A 16423-nucleotide genomic window follows, 5' to 3' on the forward strand; every position below is an offset into this window, starting at 1 on the left:
ATGAGAATGGCAGCCTGAAATGAAACCATGATCCACCTTAAAAGGGCTGCAAAGTGGTCGAAGAACTAGGACCACCTCTGGTGTCGAGATCGGTATCCCGCAAGTGCTTGCGCTCCAGTGTGCCCTCCAGCTCGCGGCAGTCGTGGCCGCACCGCGCGGGGTCAGGATCTACGCAGGTGGGGTTGCGGCGTGGCTGTCCCTGATACTTGCGATGATCGTGGCGCTGGCGTGGATCACGCTCGTCGTCCCGTTCGCCGCAATCATGGGGGCGACGCAGGGTGACTCGTCGATGCTTCTCGGACTGATCGGTCTGACGCTCTACCTGGTCATCCCGCTGGCCATCTTCCTGGGCGGGGCGTTCGGCAATGACATTTGAGCCAATCACACAAAAACCGCTTTTCGTTACCCAGAACGTTACCCTGTAGACGGAATTAAAAAGGCCCGCCGAAGCAGGCCTCTTTTAACTCACTGAAATCTCTAGAGATTTCTGGCTCCGACGGTAGGGATCGAACCTACGACCAATTGATTAACAGTCAACTGCTCTACCGCTGAGCTACGTCGGAACATGTGGGGGATATAGCAACAGCGGGCGGGGGCGTCCAGAACCTTTCTGCATATTTTTGGAAGAAATCCTTGGTAGGTGGGATTGCAGAAAATAAAGTAATAAAATCAATATACTATAGGTGTATTGTGCTGGTATGTGCATCGGGCAGCCCACGACTTTTCGATCTTTTGGCAAGGAGACGGCAGGATCCACCGGGTCCGGCGCAATATTTCGAATTTGCCCCCTGCCCCACCGTCACAAAATCGTTTCGTTGAAAAGGCAGTGATAAAACAGCCCCTTGAAAGGTACGGCCCAATTCGTACACTTGCCGGCATAACCTTGTGGGAGCGATTTGAATGAATTTTTTAAAACCGGCACAGCTTGCGTTGGCCTTGACTGTGACTTTGGGCTGGGGCCCGGGCGCTGCAATGGCGGCCACTTGTTCCAACACCGGCGCGGGTTATGACGCGTGGAAATCGGCCATCGCGGTGGAGGCTGCAGCCGAAGGCGTGGGCACCAAGGGCATCGCGGCGCTGATGGCGACGACCTATTCAAAAGAAACAATTTCAGCGGACCGCAATCAAAAAAGTTTCAAATACACAATCGACAAGTTCATGTCAGTGCGCGGCGCGGATACGATTGTGAAACAGGGGCGCGCCCAGAAGGCAAAAAATGCCACGCTGTTTGCCAATCTGGAACAGCAATACGGCGTGCCCGCGGGTATTTTGGTGGCCATTCACGGGATGGAAACTGCCTTTGGCAGCTATATGGGCAGCACCAATATCGTGGCGGCCATTTCGACACTGACCTTCGATTGTCGCCGATCCGATTTCTTTCGCCCACATATGATGGGGGCGCTTGTATTGGTCGATCGCGGGTCGATCACCTCAAAATCGGTGGGGGCCAAGCATGGCGAATGGGGCCACACGCAGTTTTTGCCGGGCAACGCGTTGAAATACGGGGTGGACGGCGATGGCAATGGGCGGGTTGATTTGAACAACCGCATTGATGCGCTGGCATCCACGGCAAATTTCTTGCGCCAAAAGGGGTGGAAGCCCGGCGCTGGGTATCAAAAGGGCCAGCCAAACTATGCCGTGTTGAAAGATTGGAACGCGGCCAGTGTGTACCAAGAGGCGATTTCGATCATGGCCGCGCGCATCGACCAGTAAGGGTTTGGGGGGCTGATCGCCCCCCTATTCCTGCATCTTGATATCTACCGCGCGTTCTTCGGCGATCATCGCCTCCAGCTTGCGGCGAAACCGCAATTGGCCGCCGTCGATGGGCAGGTCGATATGGGGGCTGGTTTTGTTGGTCATGCCAATCTGCACCTCCGTTAACACGGCGCGGTCCTCCTCAAACGCGTGCTGCACATCGTCGGTCATCATCTGGCTGAGGGCGGCATCATCGGGGCGGATATTGCGCAGTTGGAACCAGTAATAGCGGGTTTCAGTCACATTGGTTGGCGTCATAAAGTTCAGGCTGTCCATGATGAAGCAATCATCATGCAGCGGCCCGTCAGGCCCCCCCGTGCCTGCGGGGGTAAAGATCGCGCGGATCAGCGCGTGGCTGGGATAGCGCACCTCGTAATGCTGCAAGCGGTCGCAATTGCCGGTGAAGGGGACCACTTTTTTGTAAAATGGGGCGGGTTCCACATCCATCATCCAGCGATGCACGATGATGCCTTGATCGGTTTTGGTGACACGCAGGGGCGTGTCCTTGGTCGCGGCCTGTGCGAATGACCCTTGATGGACCCATGCCACATGAGTTGGGTCCAGCAAATTATCGCACATCAGCAGATAGTTGCAGGGCAATTCCATCGCTTGGCCGCGGTTGACGCCCCAGGCGGGGTCGCCCCAATGGTCAATCTCGAATATATCAGCCGGGTCGGCCATGGCGGGGTTGCCCATCCAAATCCACACCAGCCCGTATTTTTCATGCGTGGGATAGGCGTGAACATTGGCGTTGGACGGGATGCGCCCCGTGCCGGGTGCCCAAACGCATTTGCCGGCACAATCAAACGTCAGGCCGTGATACCCACATTCGACCTGATCGTTTTTCAACCGCCCTTTGGACAGCGGCATTTTGCGGTGCGGGCAGGCATCATCCAGCGCAATTACCTCGGCCTTGCTGGTGCGGTAGACGCAGATTTTTTCGCCCAAGACCATGATTTGGCGCAGACTGTCTGTGATTTCATGGTCCCATGCGGCAACGTACCAAGCGTTTTTGAGAAACATGCAAAGGCTCCTTTATGTGGCAAGCGCCGGTTTTCGGGGCAAGCGCCGGGGGCTTCACGCCCCCGGACCCCCGTGAGGTATTTGGACCAAGATGAATAGGCTGACGAGGTGTTTTATTTCAAAATACCCGGCAGGTTCAGATTGTGATCGCGGGCGCAGTCAGTGGCAAGATCATAGCCTGCATCGGCATGGCGCATGACCCCGGTGGCGGGGTCGTTCCACAGCACATTGTGGAGGCGTCGGGCGGCATCGGGCGTTCCATCGGCCACGATGACCATGCCGGAATGTTGCGAAAAGCCCATGCCAACGCCGCCACCATGATGCAGGCTGACCCATGTGGCGCCGGAGGCTGTGTTGAGAAGCGCATTGAGAAGGGGCCAATCAGATACAGCGTCAGACCCATCTTTCATGCTTTCCGTTTCGCGGTTGGGGGATGCGACGGAACCACTGTCGAGGTGATCGCGGCCGATGACGATGGGAGCTTTGAGTTCGCCAGACGCGACCATTTCGTTAAATTTCAAGCCTGCTTTGTGGCGGTCGCCAAGGCCAATCCAGCAGATGCGCGCGGGCAGCCCTTGAAACGCGATGCGGTCGCGGGCCATGTCGAGCCAGTTGTGCAGATGCGCGTTTTCGGGGAACAAATCCTTCATCGCTTGGTCGGTTTTATAGATATCCTCAGGATCGCCGGACAGGGCCACCCAGCGGAACGGGCCGATGCCTTTGCAAAACAGTGGGCGGATATAGGCGGGGACAAATCCGGGGAAGGCGAAGGCATTTTCCAGCCCTTCTTCCTGCGCCACTTGGCGAATGTTATTGCCATAATCCAGCGTGGGCACGCCTGCGTTCCAAAAATCAACCATTGCTGAAACGTGCGTGCGCATGGAGGCGCGCGCGGCTTTTTCCACCGCTTTGGGGTCGGTTTCTTGCTTGGCGCGCCATTCGGCCACGCTCCACCCCTGTGGCAGATAACCGTGCAGCGGGTCGTGGGCCGATGTTTGGTCAGTCACGATATCGGGGCGCGGCCCGCCCGCCTGCATGCGTTTGTAAAGTTCGGGGAAGATGTCGGCGGCATTGCCGACAAGGCCCACAGATTTCGCCTCACCACCTGCCGTCCAATCGGCGATCATCGCCAATGCTTCGTCCAGCGTCTGCGCTTTGGCATCGACGTAACGGGTGCGGATGCGAAAATCGATGCGAGTTTCATCACATTCCACCGCGAGGCAACAGGCCCCCGCCATCACGGCCGCCAGCGGTTGCGCGCCGCCCATGCCACCAAGGCCGCCCGTCAAAATCCATTTGCCGCGCAAGCTGCCGCCGTAATGCTGGCGGCCAGCCTCGGCAAACGTCTCATACGTTCCTTGCACGATGCCTTGGGTCCCGATGTAAATCCACGACCCGGCGGTCATTTGGCCGTACATCGCAAGGCCCTTTTTATCGAGTTCATTGAAATGGTCCCAGGTCGCCCAATGCGGCACGAGGTTGGAGTTGGCGATTAGAACGCGCGGCGCATCTTTGTGGGTGCGAAACACGCCAACGGGCTTGCCCGATTGCACCAGCAGCGTCTCGTCATCGTTCAGCGCGCGCAGGGAGGCGCAGATTTTGTCAAAATCCTCCCACGTGCGGGCGGCGCGGCCGATGCCGCCGTACACCACCAATTCATGCGGATTTTCGGCCACATCGGGATGCAAGTTGTTCATCAACATGCGCAATGGCGCCTCGGTCAGCCAGCTTTTCGCGGTGATTTCTGTGCCGGTTGCGGGATAGATGTCGCGGCTGTTGTGGCGGGTGTTCATGGGGAATGTCCTTTAGAGCGAAAAAGCGGTGAGGCCGGCGGCATCCACCAACGCGCCGCTGCGGATTAGAGTGCTTGCAGCCTCAATATCTGGTGCGAGGTAGCGATCATCGGTCAGGGGGGGCGAGACGGCGCGCAGGGTTTTGACCGCCGCTTGCAAGGGTGCGGAGGTTTGCAGCGGCGCGCGAAAGCCGATGCCTTGGGCAGCGCACAGCGCCTCGACGCCCAAAATCACCGACAGGTTGGCGTTCATTCGCCCCAGCCGCCGCGCGCCATGGGCGGCCATGGACACATGATCCTCTTGGTTGGCGGACGTGGGGGTGCTGTCGGTGGAACAGGGGTTGGCGAGGTGTTTGTTCTCACTCATCAGCGCGGCTGTGGTCACCTCCGCGATCATAAAGCCGGAATTGAGGCCGGGCGCGGGTGTTAAGAACGGTGGCAGGTCGTGGGACAGCGTTGGATCGACCATCAAGGCCACGCGGCGCTGCGCAATCGCCCCAATTTCGGCCAGCGCCAGCGCGATAATATCGGCGGCAAAGGCCACGGGCTCGGCGTGGAAGTTACCGCCTGAAATGATGCCTGCCTGCACCACCAAAGGGTTGTCGGTGACCGCGTTCGCCTCTACCTCCAGCGTGGTGGCGGCAAAGCGCAGCAGGTCCACCGCAGCACCCACAACTTGCGGCACGCAGCGGATGCAATAGGGGTCTTGGACGCGGGTGTCGCCCTCCATATGGCTGTCGCGGATCACCGAGCCGGCCATCACAGCGCGCAAGGCGCTTGCCACATCAATTTGGCCTTTGTGGCCGCGCAAAGAATGGATTTCGGGCTGCAAGGGGGCGGTGGAGCCCATGATCGCATCGGTCGACATGGCCGCCGTGACCAACGACCCTTGCGCATTGCGCCACCCTTCAAAAAGGCCCACCAACGCCAAAGCAGTGGAAAACTGGGTGCCGTTGATTAACCCCAACCCCTCTTTCGGGCCCAAAACCAAGGGCGGGATGCCAGCAGCCGCCAGCGCATCGGCACTGGGCAGGCGCGCGCCTTTGTACATCGCCTCACCCGCGCCGATCATTGTGGCGGTCATATGCGCCAAAGGGGCCAGATCGCCGGACGCACCGACCGAGCCTTGGGCGGGCACCACGGGGGTCACGCCATGGGCCAGCAACGCCTCAATCTGCACGATCACATCCCAGCGCACGCCCGATGCGCCGCGCCCCAGCGACAACAGTTTCAGCGCCATCATCAGCCGCGTTGTGGCCACGTCCAGCGCATCGCCCACGCCGCAGCAATGCGACAAAATCAAGTTGCGTTGCAGGGTGGCGGTGTCTTTGGATGCGATTTTGACGCTGGCCAATTTGCCAAACCCGGTGTTCACGCCGTAAACCGCCTCGGTGCCCGCCGCCGCCTGCGCCACTTGCGCCGCGGCCCGGTCCACGCCTGCGCGCGCGCCCTTATCCAGCGTGGCCGCCGCACCGCCGCGCCACAGGGTTTCCAAATCCGCCAGCGTTGTCGCCCCCGGTATCAGCTTCATGTCAAACCCCCAAACACCCGCTGATGCAGCGGGTTAAATCCAATCCGGTACGCCAGTTCTGCAGGCGTCTCGACGTTCCAAATCGCCAGATCGGCGCGCAGACCCACCGCAATCCGCCCTGTATCCTTCAACCCCAGCGCACGCGCTGCGTGTTCGGTCAAACCGCGCAGCGCCTCATCAGGCGTCAGGCGAAACAGGGTACAGCCCATGTTCATCGCCAATAAAAGCGAGGTCAGCGGCGATGAACCGGGGTTGCAATCGGTGGCCAGCGCCATTGGCACGCCATGGGCACGAAAGGCCGCGATGGGGGGCATTTGCGTTTCCCGAATGGTGTAAAACGCGCCCGGCAACAGCACCGCGACCGTGCCGCTGGCCGCCAACAGCGCTGCATCCGCATCCGTCGCATATTCCACATGATCGGCCGACAGCGCGCCATATTTTGTCGCCAGCGCACAGCCACCCATGTGCGACAGCTGTTCGGCATGCAATTTCACGGGCAGACCAAGCGCGCAGGCCACATCAAATACGCGCGCTATCTGATTGTTATCAAAACCAATCCCCTCAAGGAACCCATCCACTGCGTCCACCAGCCCCTCCGCATGGGCCGCGCGCAGCGCGGGGATGCACACCTCATCAATATAGGCATCGGCGCGGCCCGCAAATTCCGCGGGCACCGCATGCGCGCCCAGAAACGAGGTGCGCACCCGCACCGTCCGTTCCCGCCCCAGCCGCCGTGCGGCCCGCAGCATCCGCAGCTCCGTCTCCACGTCCAACCCGTAACCGGATTTCACCTCAACGCAGGAAACCCCTTCGGCCAGCAGCGCGTCCAAACGGGGCAACGCTTGGGCCACCAGCGCATCCTCATCCGCCGCGCGTGTGGCGGTCACGGTGGACACAATACCCCCCCCCGCCCGCGCCACCGCCTCATAACTTGCGCCCTGCAGCCGCATCTCAAATTCCCGCGCGCGGTGGCCGCCGTGAATGATGTGGGTGTGGCAATCAATGAAGGCAGGCGTGATCAAACGCCCCTGCATATCGTGCTGCGGCCACGCGCTGTAATCAGGCGGCACATCGGCCCGCGCGCCCACCCACACTATCCGGCCCGCATCCGTCACCACAGCCCCGTGCGGCGCATCCACGCCCACAACGTTCCCAAAGATCACCGCCCGCGCCCCGATTTCCATCTTGATTCCCCTCACGTTTCGATTATTATGTACACACATATAAATACTGTCAACGGGGAGGGGCACCGCGCCATGACCACACTCTGGGCCGATCAAGCCTTGCTGCCAAATGGTTGGGCGTCAGGCGTGCGCGTCACAATCACCGGTGATCGCATCACCGAAATCACCCCCAACACCCCCCCCAGCGGCACGCGCCTTGATCTGTTGCTGCCCGCCCCCACTAACCTTCATTCCCATGCGTTTCAACGCGCCATGGCGGGGCTAACCGAACGGCGCGGCCCCGATCCGCGCGACAGTTTTTGGACATGGCGGCAGTTGATGTACCGCTTTCTGGACCGCCTAACCCCGGATGACGTGCAAACCATCACAGCCTTTGTGCAAATGGAAATGGCGCAGGCAGGGTTCGCCGCCGTAGCCGAATTTCACTACCTGCACCACGGCCCAGGCGGCCTCCCCTATGCCAACCCGGCGGAAATGTCGGCGCGCATCGCCGCGGCGGCGGCGCAAACCGGCCTCGGCCTGACGCTGCTGCCCGTGCATTACCAATTTGGCGGCTGCGATGGGCGCGCCCTTGGCCCCGGCCAAAACCGCCTTGGCACCAATATGGACCAATTCGCCACCCTGCTCGACGCCGCAGGGACCGCTATTGCCGCCCTGCCCGACGATACCGTGCTTGGCGTGGCCCCCCATTCCCTACGCGCGGTGTCGCCGCATGCCCTTGCGCATATCGCCGCCTTGCGCCCAAACGCGCCCATCCACATGCACCTTGCCGAACAAATGGCCGAAGTGGCCGAAGTGTTGGCCCACCACGGCGCGCGCCCCACCGAATGGCTACTGGCCAATGCCGATGTGACCGACCGCTGGTGCCTGATCCATTGCACGCAAATGCTGTCGCATGAAACCAAATCGCTGGCGCAAACGGGTGCCATTGCGGGCCTGTGCCCCATCACCGAATCCTCATTGGGTGATGGGACTTTCGACGGTGTCGCCTATGCCAGCCATGGTGGCCGCTGGGGCATAGGGTCCGACAGCAACATCCGCATCAGTTTGGCAGAGGAGCTGCGCACGCTTGACTATTCCCAACGCCTGCGCGACCAGTCCCGCGCGGCCTTGGCCACCAGCGCAAAATCCACAGGCCGCGCGCTGTTTGATGCCGCCGTGCAAGGCGGTGCCCAAGCGGCTGGCCGCGATGCGGGCGCTATCGCGGTTGGCAAACTCGCTGATCTGGTCGCGCTCACCACCGCGGGCCCCAATATGGCGGGGCTTACGGGCGACACGGCGCTGGATGTCTATATCTTTGCCGCCGATGATCGCATCATCAGCGATGTCTGGTCCGCAGGCCGCCATTTGGTCACCAATGGCCACCACCACGCCCAAGCCGACATTACCGCCGCCTACCTCAAAACCATCACATCCCTGCGCGCGCTATGACCACCATCACCTGGCAATCCGTGCAGGCCGAGGCGCTGCGCCGCATCCGCAGCCGCGAATGGCCCCCCGGCGCGCAAATCCCGCATGAAGCGGATTTGGCGACGGAACTGGGCTGCGCGCGCGCCACCGTCAACCGCGCCCTGCGTGATCTGGCCAGCGCGGGCCTGTTGGACCGCAAACGCAAAGCAGGCACCCGTGTGCCCCTGAACCCGGTGCGCAAAGCGACCTTTGATATTCCCATCATCCGCTTGGACGTGCAGGCGCGGGGCCTGCCCTACACCTACCGACTTTTGCACCAAACCACCGCCGCCCCGCCCCCCGATGTGGCGCAGCGCCTTATGCTGCCCGGCGACACCCCGATGATTCACATCCTTGCCCTGCACCTCGCCGCAAACGCCCCCTTTTGCCTAGAGGATCGCTGGATTAATCCAGCCGCCACCCCGCACATCACCACCGCCGACCTAAGCGAAATAAGCGCGAATGAATGGCTGGTGCAAAACGCCGCCTTCACGGCAGGCGATGTCGCCCTCTCGGCCATTGCCGCCCCCCCCGCCACCGCGCACCACCTCAATTGCCCCCCCGGTGCGCCGCTGTTCACCGTTGATCGCACCACTTGGGCGGGCGCGACCCCCATTACCTGCGTGCGCCTGTGCTATGCCCCCGGCCACCAAATGCAGGCCAAGATCTGACGCATATTCGTCTTGGTTAAAATACCTGCGCCGCAGGCAAGGTTTTGCAAAAACCTCTCGCAGCCGCGCCCCGAAACACCAATCGCAATAATCCTGCATAATTTCCCAACCAAAACACTTGATATTGCGGGCCCTACCCCCAATATTCAGAATCAGGTGGGTCTTTTCGATGAATTCACCCGCAAACAGTTTAACCGGAGGCTTTAATGGCTCAGTATCAATCCATCAATTCGGTCGGCGCAGGCACCCGTACCGCGCAAATCGACGCGGGCCTTCGCGCCCACATGAACAAGGTCTACGGGCTGATGTCGGTCGGCATGTTGCTGACGGGGGCTGCCGCTTGGGCCATCTCAGGTCTGGCAACCACCACAGACCCAACCATGGCCGTGGCCGAAATGCGCAATGGCACGATGCTGACAGGTCTGGGTCAGACGCTGTATCTGTCGCCCTTGAAATGGGTCGTGATGTTCGCGCCCTTGGTCATGGTGTTCGCGTTCAGCGCGATGATCAACCGCCTGTCGGTCGCGTCGGCACAGCTCTTCTTTTATATCTATGCAGCCGCCATGGGCATTTCGATCTCGTCGATCTTTCTGGTCTACACGGGCACCTCGATCACACAGACCTTCTTGATCACGGCCATCGCCTTTGCGGGTCTGTCGCTTTATGGCTACACCACCAAAAAGGATTTGTCCGGCATGGGTACATTCTTGATGATGGGTCTGATCGGTTTAATCGTGGCGATGGTTGTGAACATTTTCCTTGCCTCCTCGGCGCTGGCCTTCGCGATCTCCACCATCGGCGTGCTGATCTTTGCAGGTCTGACCGCCTATGACACGCAGTCGATCAAGAACGAATACATCGCCCACGCCCAGCAGGCGGACAGCGATTGGTTGGGCAAGTCGGCGATCATGGGTGCGCTGCGCCTGTACCTCGACTTCATCAACATGTTCATGTTCTTGCTGTCGTTCCTTGGCAACCGCGAATAAGCGCGCTGCCAGACACACGGACAAGGCCGGGGGAAACCCCGGCCTTTTTCATTTCGGCAGTTGCAAGGACATGTGCATCGTTGGGAACAGCACCCCATTCGGCAGTTCCACATCGCGCGGATAATTGGCCTTGAACCCGCATGCGGCATAAAAAGGCACCGCCGAAAACATCGCAAGGCAGTAAAATTGGCCAATCCCCGCGGCCTGCCCATGCTGCAAGATCCGCCGCATCACCTGCGTGCCGATCCCTTGGCGGGTCTGGCTTGGGTCCGCCACAACATGACGGATATGGCCAAGGCCGGGCACGACCCCATCCCCGGCCGGACAATCCCGCGTCCAGCCCCCGGCCCCGACAACCTTGTCCCGCTGCACGGCCAACCAATGGCTGCCCGATGCCAGCAATTCAGCCCGCGCGCGGCTGATGATTGGCAAAGACGCGGCCAACACCTGCGGATGATAAGCCCCCACCAATAGCTGCGCGTAACTGGCCGCCAGCAATGCATCAACCGCCGCCGTATCCGCGGCCGTGGCAAGCCGCAGTTTGATCTGGGCCATCACACCCCCGCAAAACGAAAAAAGCCGCACCAAATGGCGCGGCCTCATCTTCGTAAAGTTCAGCAGATCTTACTTGATCTTGCCTTCCTTATATTCAACATGCTCGCGCTTGACCGGGTCATACTTGCGCATAACCATTTTCTCGGTCATCGTGCGTGCGTTTTTCTTGGTCACATAAAAGTGCCCGGTGCCTGCCGTCGAGTTCAGGCGGATCTTGATTGTCGCCGGCTTCGCCATAGTCTTCACTCCTGCGTGCGAGGGACAAAAACCTGTCCCCGCGAAATCCTATTGAACCGCGCTTATGCCCACGACCGCCTGCAGAGTCAACGTGCAAAACCCGCTTTTCGGCGAAGTTTTTTGCCCCTGCCCCGCCCGCCCATTCCGCACCAAACAGCTGGGTCGCGCGCCCCATAAAGATGCCGCGCGCAACTAAAACAGGGCCAAAAATCAAATGTGCGGATGGCCTATAAGCCGGATTTTGTTCCGGGGCCGCGATCTTGCGACCGCTTTCCCTTCGATGACCATTCCTCTGCCCCCGCTGTTACCAACGGGGTCTAGCTGCCAACCCGGACCTCTGGGCTGTTGCATCCCTGCCTGTGCCCCGAAGGGCGCAGGCGCAAGGTCCCTATTCGGCATTGCTCCGGGTGGGGCTTGCCATGCCGTCCGTGTTGCCACGTCCGCGGTGGGCTCTTACCCCGCCGTTTCACCATCACTTTGCATGCAAAGCAGTCTCTTCTCTGTGGCGCTTTCCCTTGGGTTACCCCAGCCGGGCGTTACCCGGCACCCTTGCCTCATGGAGTCCGGACTTTCCTCGCGCGCGCCGGTTTCCCTTACGGGACTACGTCACACACGCGGTCATCCGGCCATCCGCACGGCCTTGGGCTTACGCGGCGGGCGGGGTTTGGTCAACGATCAAGTTTGCAAGGCTGCGCGCCAATTGCACATCGGTATCGTCCGGCGGCCCAGACGCCGACGGGCGAAACCGCAAACGAAACGCGGCCAACACCGCACCCGCGTCCCCGTCATACCCAATCGCACGGGCCAAAGTGTCAAAATCGCTTACGCCGTTCTGTGCGCGACGCTCCACCGCCTCCGGCCAAACCGACAATCCGCCACGCGCCAACCGCCGCCAATCAAACCGCGCGCCAGGGTCGGTTTTGCGCCCCGGTGCCATGTCGGAATGGGCGATCACGCCCGCAGGCCCGATGCCCCACCGCGCCATGATGCCTGCGATCAGCCGTTCCAATGCCACCATCTGCGGCTCAGGGAACGGTTCAAACCCATCATTCGCCAGCTCAATCCCAATGGAGCGTGAATTCATATCCGAAAACCCCCGCCACGACCCCGCGCCTGAGTGCCATGCGCGCAGCCCCTCGGGCACCAGCACCTGCACAGTGCCATCATAATCAATCAAATAATGTGCCGACACTTCGGCCACAGGGTCGCACAGCCGCGCGGCAGCCGCCGCACAGCTTTGCATCGCCGTGTAATGGATCACGATAAATTCGGGGCGCAAACCATCCCGCCGTTCCCCGAAATTGGGTGAGGCAGGCACGCGTTTACTGCAACGCTTTGCGGAACGGGCGCGGGTCCCAGCCACAGGCAAAGCCGTCACCATCGGGGTCAAGCCCCTCGCGGTCACGCTGCGGCCCGCCATTGGCCAGCATCGCCTCTTGCGCCAAATCGGGGGATGCGTATTTCGCGCAGGTCACCAGCGGGTCTTTTTGGAACAAACCGCCGCGCTTGTACATCTGAACACCCGGCGCATGGGTGGTCGACAGCGCGAATTGCACGATGCCGGGGCCGCTTGCGCCGCTGCGCTGTGGCAGGGCGGTTGGGGCAATCACCTCATATTGCGCGCGGTTGTTGGCGATACGTTCGGCATCGCTGGCGATGGATTCGCGCGCGGCCACCGCGTCAAAATTCTGTTCATCCGAAATGGCAGCGCCGCGCATTTCGCCGCTTTGCTGGGCGATGCCCAATGGCGCATCGCCGCGTGGGCGGTTGGCGGCCAGCGGTGCAGAGGATGGCGCAGGCGGAGTTCGCCCGATCAAGCGCCCGGTTTGTGGCCCAGTTTGCTGCCCCGGTTGCGCACCGAATGGCGGCGACACGGGCGCGGCCCCACCCGATGACGCCGCATCCAATGCTGCCCCGACCCGGTCTGTCGAAAATGTGGGGGTTGCTGGTGCAATGGCCCCCAATGGCGCACCCGATTGCGCCGCATCACGCTGGCGCACATAGTCGGAATAATTGCCAAAACCGACGCCAGCCGCGCTGTCAGGCACGGGCGGGGCGCAGGCCGCAAGGGCCAAAAGGATCAAAACAGCTTTAGTCGATTGCATACGCAACTCCGGCAGCGACACGGTCAAAATTGGCCTCTACCACCATTTTTGCGGTTTGGCCACAAAACCCGCCGCTTGTTCCAGCACATAGGCGTGATTTAGCAGACCCGCCTCATCCCAGGGCTTGCCAATCAGTTGCAAGCCCAGCGGCAGGCCTTGCGCATCCACGCCCACAGGCACGGCGATTCCCGGCAAACCAGCAAGGTTCACGGTCACGGTGAACACGTCGTTCAGATACATCTTGATGGGGTCGACATCGGCCATTTCCCCCAACCCAAACGCCGCAGACGGGGTCGCCGGCGTCAAAATCGCATCCACCCCCGCCGCGAACACGTGGTCAAAATCGCGCTTGATCAGGGCGCGCACTTTGCGCGCGCGGTTGTAATAAGCATCGTAAAACCCCGCCGACAGCACATAAGTGCCGATCATCACGCGGCGCTGCACCTCGGGGCCAAACCCCTCGGCGCGGGTTTTTTCGTACATTTCGGTGATGCCATCGCCTGCCGCCAACGTGGCGCGGTGGCCATAGCGGACGCCGTCATAGCGGGCGAGGTTCGACGATGCCTCAGCAGGCGCAATCACATAATACGCTGGCAGCGCGTATTTGGTGTGGGGCAGCGAGATATCAACAATCTCCGCGCCCGCACCCTTCAGCATCGCGGTACCATCAGCCCACAGCGCCTCGATCTCGGCAGGCATGCCGTCCATGCGGTATTCGCGCGGGATGCCGATCTTTTGGCCCCGAATATCGCCCGTCAGCGCCGCCTCAAAATCCGGCACTGCCAGTTCGGCCGATGTGCTGTCCTTGGGGTCAAACCCCGACATCGCGCCCAGCATGATCGCAGCATCGCGCACGGTTTTGGTCATTGGGCCAGCTTGGTCAAGGCTGCTGGCAAAGGCCACCACCCCCCAACGGCTGACGCGGCCATAGGTTGGCTTGATGCCCACAATCCCGGTAAACGCCGCAGGTTGGCGGATGGAACCGCCGGTATCGGTGCCTGTCGCCGCCAAACACAGATCTGCGGCCACAGCCGAGGCGGAGCCGCCAGAGGAGCCGCCGGGGGTCAAATCGCGCCCGTCCACCTTCCAGGGGTTGATCGCGTTGCCATAGCAAGACGTTTCATTGGATGAACCCATCGCGAATTCATCCATGTTCAGCTTGCCCAGCATCACGGCGCCCGCGTTGAACAATTGGCTGGTCACGGTGGATTCGTATTCCGGTTTGAAGCCTGCAAGAATGTTGCTGGCGGCCTGGGAGGCGACCCCTTTGGTGCAAAACAAATCCTTGATGCCCAGCGGGATGCCGCACATATCGGGGGCGTCGCCTGCCTTGATGCGAGCATCGGCGGCGCGGGCCATATCAAGGGCGATGTCTGGGGTTTTGTGAACAAAGGCGTTCAACCCGTCGCCTGCGTCCATCGCGGTCAGGCAGGCCATGGTCAGGTCCACGGCGGTGGTTTTGCCTGCGCGCAGGGCGTCGCGGGCGGCGGCGATTGTCAGCTCATTCAAATGTGTCATTCCACCACCTTTGGCACGGCAAAAAACCCTTCGCGGGCGTCAGGGGCGTTTTTCAGAATTTGGGTCTGGATGTTGCCATCGGTGACCACATCGGCGCGGCGGCGCAGGCGCATGGGGGTGACGGAAGTCATGGGCTCAATCCCCTCCACGTCCACCTCATTCAACTGCTCCATAAAGCCCAAAATGCCGGAAAGTTCGCCTGCGAGGGCGGGCAAATCCGCCTCCTCTACCCTGATGCGGGCCAGTTTCGCGACTTTGCGCGCGGTATCAATATCAATGGACATGCGGGCCCCTTTTCTTGTGTTGCGACGGGTTTAACCGGGGCGGGGATTGGGTGCAAGCGGGGCTGCGATTTGGGGGCGCGATTTGGGCATGCGGTTCGCGCGCGATGCGGCGCGTAAGGTATTGATTTTGTGTGGTTTGGTGATTTTTGTTAGGGATTTGTTAAGGTGCGATTGCGGTTTGGGGGCGTGGGTTTCAACGCTTTGTTAACCATGTGGGGGGTAAGGTTTCGCCCATGTCCCGCTATTTGCGCCCCCATATTCCCGGAGCGACTATGTTTTTCACGGCGGCACTTGCATGCCGGGGGGCGGATATTTTGACCCGCCATGTGGCAGATTTGCGCGCGGCGGTGCGGGCGACAAAGGCCGAGCGACCGTTCGCGATTGACGCATGGGTGGTGTTGCCCGACCACATGCATTGCGTTTGGACATTGCCGGAGGGGGATTGCGATTATGCGACGCGGATGGGGGCGATAAAAGCGCGGTTCACCCGGTCGATGCGTAGGGTGGGGTTTCACCCCACCGATGCGGAGATCGTGGATGGTGCAGCGGCGGGGTGGACCCCCACCCCACGGTCCCCATCCAAAGTGCGCAAAGGCGATGGCGGGATATGGCAGCGGAGGTTTTACGAACACCATATTCGTGGTGAGGCCGATTTTGCCGCATGTGTTAGGTATTGTTGGATAAACCCGGTGAAACACGGGTTTGTCGAACGCCCCGAGGATTGGCCGTTTTCATCATATCGGCGGGATATGGGTGGGGATTTGAATTTGTGAGGGCGTAGGCCGGGGTTCACCCCGGCGTTTTTGGGGGTGGGTGTGGAACGGTAGGGTGGGGTTTTACCCCACCGATTGGTGTTGGCGAAGGAATGGTGGGGTGAAACCCCACCGTACGAGTACAACGATTTGTTTGAATTATTCATCAACTATAACGGACCGCGTTCCTTGGAGAGGCCGTTTGATACAAGAAAGTTTAAAAAATTTCTGCCTGTCTCAGATATTTCATAAGGGCACCTCGATTTTTGACTGTTTTCGCGGCAACGGGATAGCAGGTTCCGCCCAAAGCGCGTCAGCGACCTTCAACTGACAGAGTGTTGCCTTGGGTTTGATGATGTGCTGCCCATTTCGCTTCGCGGACCTTCGGTTCAGGGCCGTTTTTGGCGATGCGCAGCATGATCTGCGTCTGTGTTCGCCCGTGTTTCAGGCTGGGTGAGGGTTGATGCGACCCAGTTGGGCGAGACGGCGCATGTTGTAGGTGAGATTCTTCATCCCGATTTTGGCCTTGGCCCGAACCAGACCGATCGTGCGCACGAGGGTGCCGCCCATGTCGTTGGCTT

16 protein-coding genes, 1 tRNA gene, 1 other RNA gene and 1 pseudogene are annotated in these 16423 nt (G+C 60.7%); 6 read left to right on the forward strand and 13 right to left on the reverse strand.

Annotated features, from left to right (window positions below):
• Positions 1–211 precede the first annotated feature (211 nt).
• Positions 212–376, forward strand: a complete 165-nt coding sequence (locus BMY36_RS20045) for a hypothetical protein (RefSeq protein WP_156215123.1) — start codon at positions 212–214, stop codon at positions 374–376.
• 112 nt (positions 377–488) lie between these two features.
• On the opposite strand, the gene BMY36_RS17020 is transcribed toward BMY36_RS20045, so the two are convergent.
• Positions 489–563 (reverse strand) — tRNA-Asn (locus BMY36_RS17020).
• 337 nt (positions 564–900) lie between these two features.
• Here BMY36_RS17020 and BMY36_RS17025 point away from each other — a divergent pair.
• Positions 901–1713 (forward strand): lytic murein transglycosylase, encoded by an 813-nt coding sequence (locus BMY36_RS17025; RefSeq protein ID WP_050519137.1) that lies wholly within the window; start codon positions 901–903, stop codon positions 1711–1713.
• A gap of 24 nt (positions 1714–1737) precedes the next feature.
• Here BMY36_RS17025 and BMY36_RS17030 read toward each other — a convergent pair whose 3' ends face one another.
• The 4 genes from BMY36_RS17030 to hutI all read right to left on the reverse strand — a co-directional run bounded on the left by BMY36_RS17030 (position 1738) and on the right by hutI (position 7285).
• Positions 1738–2778, reverse strand: a complete 1041-nt coding sequence (locus BMY36_RS17030) for an aromatic ring-hydroxylating dioxygenase subunit alpha (RefSeq protein WP_050519138.1) — start codon at positions 2776–2778, stop codon at positions 1738–1740.
• 113 nt (positions 2779–2891) lie between these two features.
• Entirely contained in the window at positions 2892–4571 is a 1680-nt protein-coding gene (gene hutU, locus BMY36_RS17035) for a urocanate hydratase (RefSeq protein WP_050519139.1), read from the reverse strand.
• 12 nt (positions 4572–4583) lie between these two features.
• Positions 4584–6101: a histidine ammonia-lyase gene (gene hutH / locus BMY36_RS17040; RefSeq protein WP_050519140.1), complete on the reverse strand. Its 1518-nt coding sequence runs from the start codon at positions 6099–6101 to the stop codon at positions 4584–4586.
• Positions 6098–7285 carry an imidazolonepropionase gene (gene hutI, locus BMY36_RS17045; protein WP_050519141.1) on the reverse strand — a complete coding sequence of 396 codons (1188 nt, stop codon included), beginning with the start codon at positions 7283–7285 and terminating at the stop codon, positions 6098–6100. The genes hutH and hutI overlap by 4 nt, the downstream gene beginning before the upstream one ends.
• A gap of 72 nt (positions 7286–7357) precedes the next feature.
• On the opposite strand from hutI, the gene BMY36_RS17050 reads away from it, so the two are divergent.
• The 3 genes from BMY36_RS17050 (at position 7358) to BMY36_RS17060 (ending at position 10391) form a co-directional block, all read left to right on the forward strand.
• Entirely contained in the window at positions 7358–8716 is a 1359-nt protein-coding gene (locus BMY36_RS17050) for a formimidoylglutamate deiminase (protein WP_050519142.1), read from the forward strand.
• Entirely contained in the window at positions 8713–9405 is a 693-nt protein-coding gene (locus BMY36_RS17055) for a histidine utilization transcriptional repressor HutC (protein ID WP_050519143.1), read from the forward strand. Before BMY36_RS17050 ends, BMY36_RS17055 begins: the two co-directional genes overlap by 4 nt.
• Positions 9406–9611: 206 nt before the next feature.
• Positions 9612–10391 (forward strand): Bax inhibitor-1/YccA family protein, encoded by a 780-nt coding sequence (locus BMY36_RS17060; RefSeq protein WP_050519144.1) that lies wholly within the window; start codon positions 9612–9614, stop codon positions 10389–10391.
• A 48-nt stretch (positions 10392–10439) separates the two neighbouring features.
• Here the strand turns inward: BMY36_RS17060 and BMY36_RS17065 are convergent, their stop codons facing one another.
• The 7 genes from BMY36_RS17065 to gatC all read right to left on the reverse strand — a co-directional run bounded on the left by BMY36_RS17065 (position 10440) and on the right by gatC (position 15090).
• Positions 10440–10946 (reverse strand): GNAT family N-acetyltransferase, encoded by a 507-nt coding sequence (locus BMY36_RS17065; protein WP_074818964.1) that lies wholly within the window; start codon positions 10944–10946, stop codon positions 10440–10442.
• A gap of 69 nt (positions 10947–11015) precedes the next feature.
• Positions 11016–11183 carry a 50S ribosomal protein L33 gene (gene rpmG, locus BMY36_RS17070; RefSeq protein ID WP_050519146.1) on the reverse strand — a complete coding sequence of 56 codons (168 nt, stop codon included), beginning with the start codon at positions 11181–11183 and terminating at the stop codon, positions 11016–11018.
• A 214-nt stretch (positions 11184–11397) separates the two neighbouring features.
• Positions 11398–11817, reverse strand: an RNA gene (rnpB, locus tag BMY36_RS17075) — RNase P RNA component class A.
• Positions 11818–11829: 12 nt separating this feature from the next.
• Positions 11830–12501 (reverse strand): N-acetylmuramoyl-L-alanine amidase, encoded by a 672-nt coding sequence (locus BMY36_RS17080; protein ID WP_050519147.1) that lies wholly within the window; start codon positions 12499–12501, stop codon positions 11830–11832.
• A 4-nt stretch (positions 12502–12505) separates the two neighbouring features.
• The gene (locus tag BMY36_RS17085) at positions 12506–13288 is read right to left on the reverse strand and encodes a hypothetical protein (RefSeq protein ID WP_050519152.1); all 783 of its coding nucleotides are present in this window, start codon (positions 13286–13288) and stop codon (positions 12506–12508) included.
• Between the two features lie 36 nt (positions 13289–13324).
• Positions 13325–14806, reverse strand: a complete 1482-nt coding sequence (gene gatA, locus BMY36_RS17090) for an Asp-tRNA(Asn)/Glu-tRNA(Gln) amidotransferase subunit GatA (protein ID WP_050519148.1) — start codon at positions 14804–14806, stop codon at positions 13325–13327.
• Positions 14803–15090 carry an Asp-tRNA(Asn)/Glu-tRNA(Gln) amidotransferase subunit GatC gene (gatC, locus tag BMY36_RS17095; protein ID WP_050519149.1) on the reverse strand — a complete coding sequence of 96 codons (288 nt, stop codon included), beginning with the start codon at positions 15088–15090 and terminating at the stop codon, positions 14803–14805. Before gatC ends, gatA begins: the two co-directional genes overlap by 4 nt.
• A 233-nt stretch (positions 15091–15323) precedes the next feature.
• Here gatC and BMY36_RS17100 point away from each other — a divergent pair, with 233 nt between their 5' ends.
• Positions 15324–15863 carry an REP-associated tyrosine transposase gene (locus tag BMY36_RS17100; protein ID WP_050519150.1) on the forward strand — a complete coding sequence of 180 codons (540 nt, stop codon included), beginning with the start codon at positions 15324–15326 and terminating at the stop codon, positions 15861–15863.
• Between the two features lie 423 nt (positions 15864–16286).
• Here BMY36_RS17100 and BMY36_RS19640 read toward each other — a convergent pair.
• Positions 16287–16423, reverse strand: a pseudogene (locus BMY36_RS19640) (IS5/IS1182 family transposase); the annotation flags it as partial.

Source organism: Pseudorhodobacter antarcticus, assembly GCF_900110135.1.
Taxonomy (GTDB): Bacteria; Pseudomonadota; Alphaproteobacteria; order Rhodobacterales; family Rhodobacteraceae; genus Pseudorhodobacter; species Pseudorhodobacter antarcticus.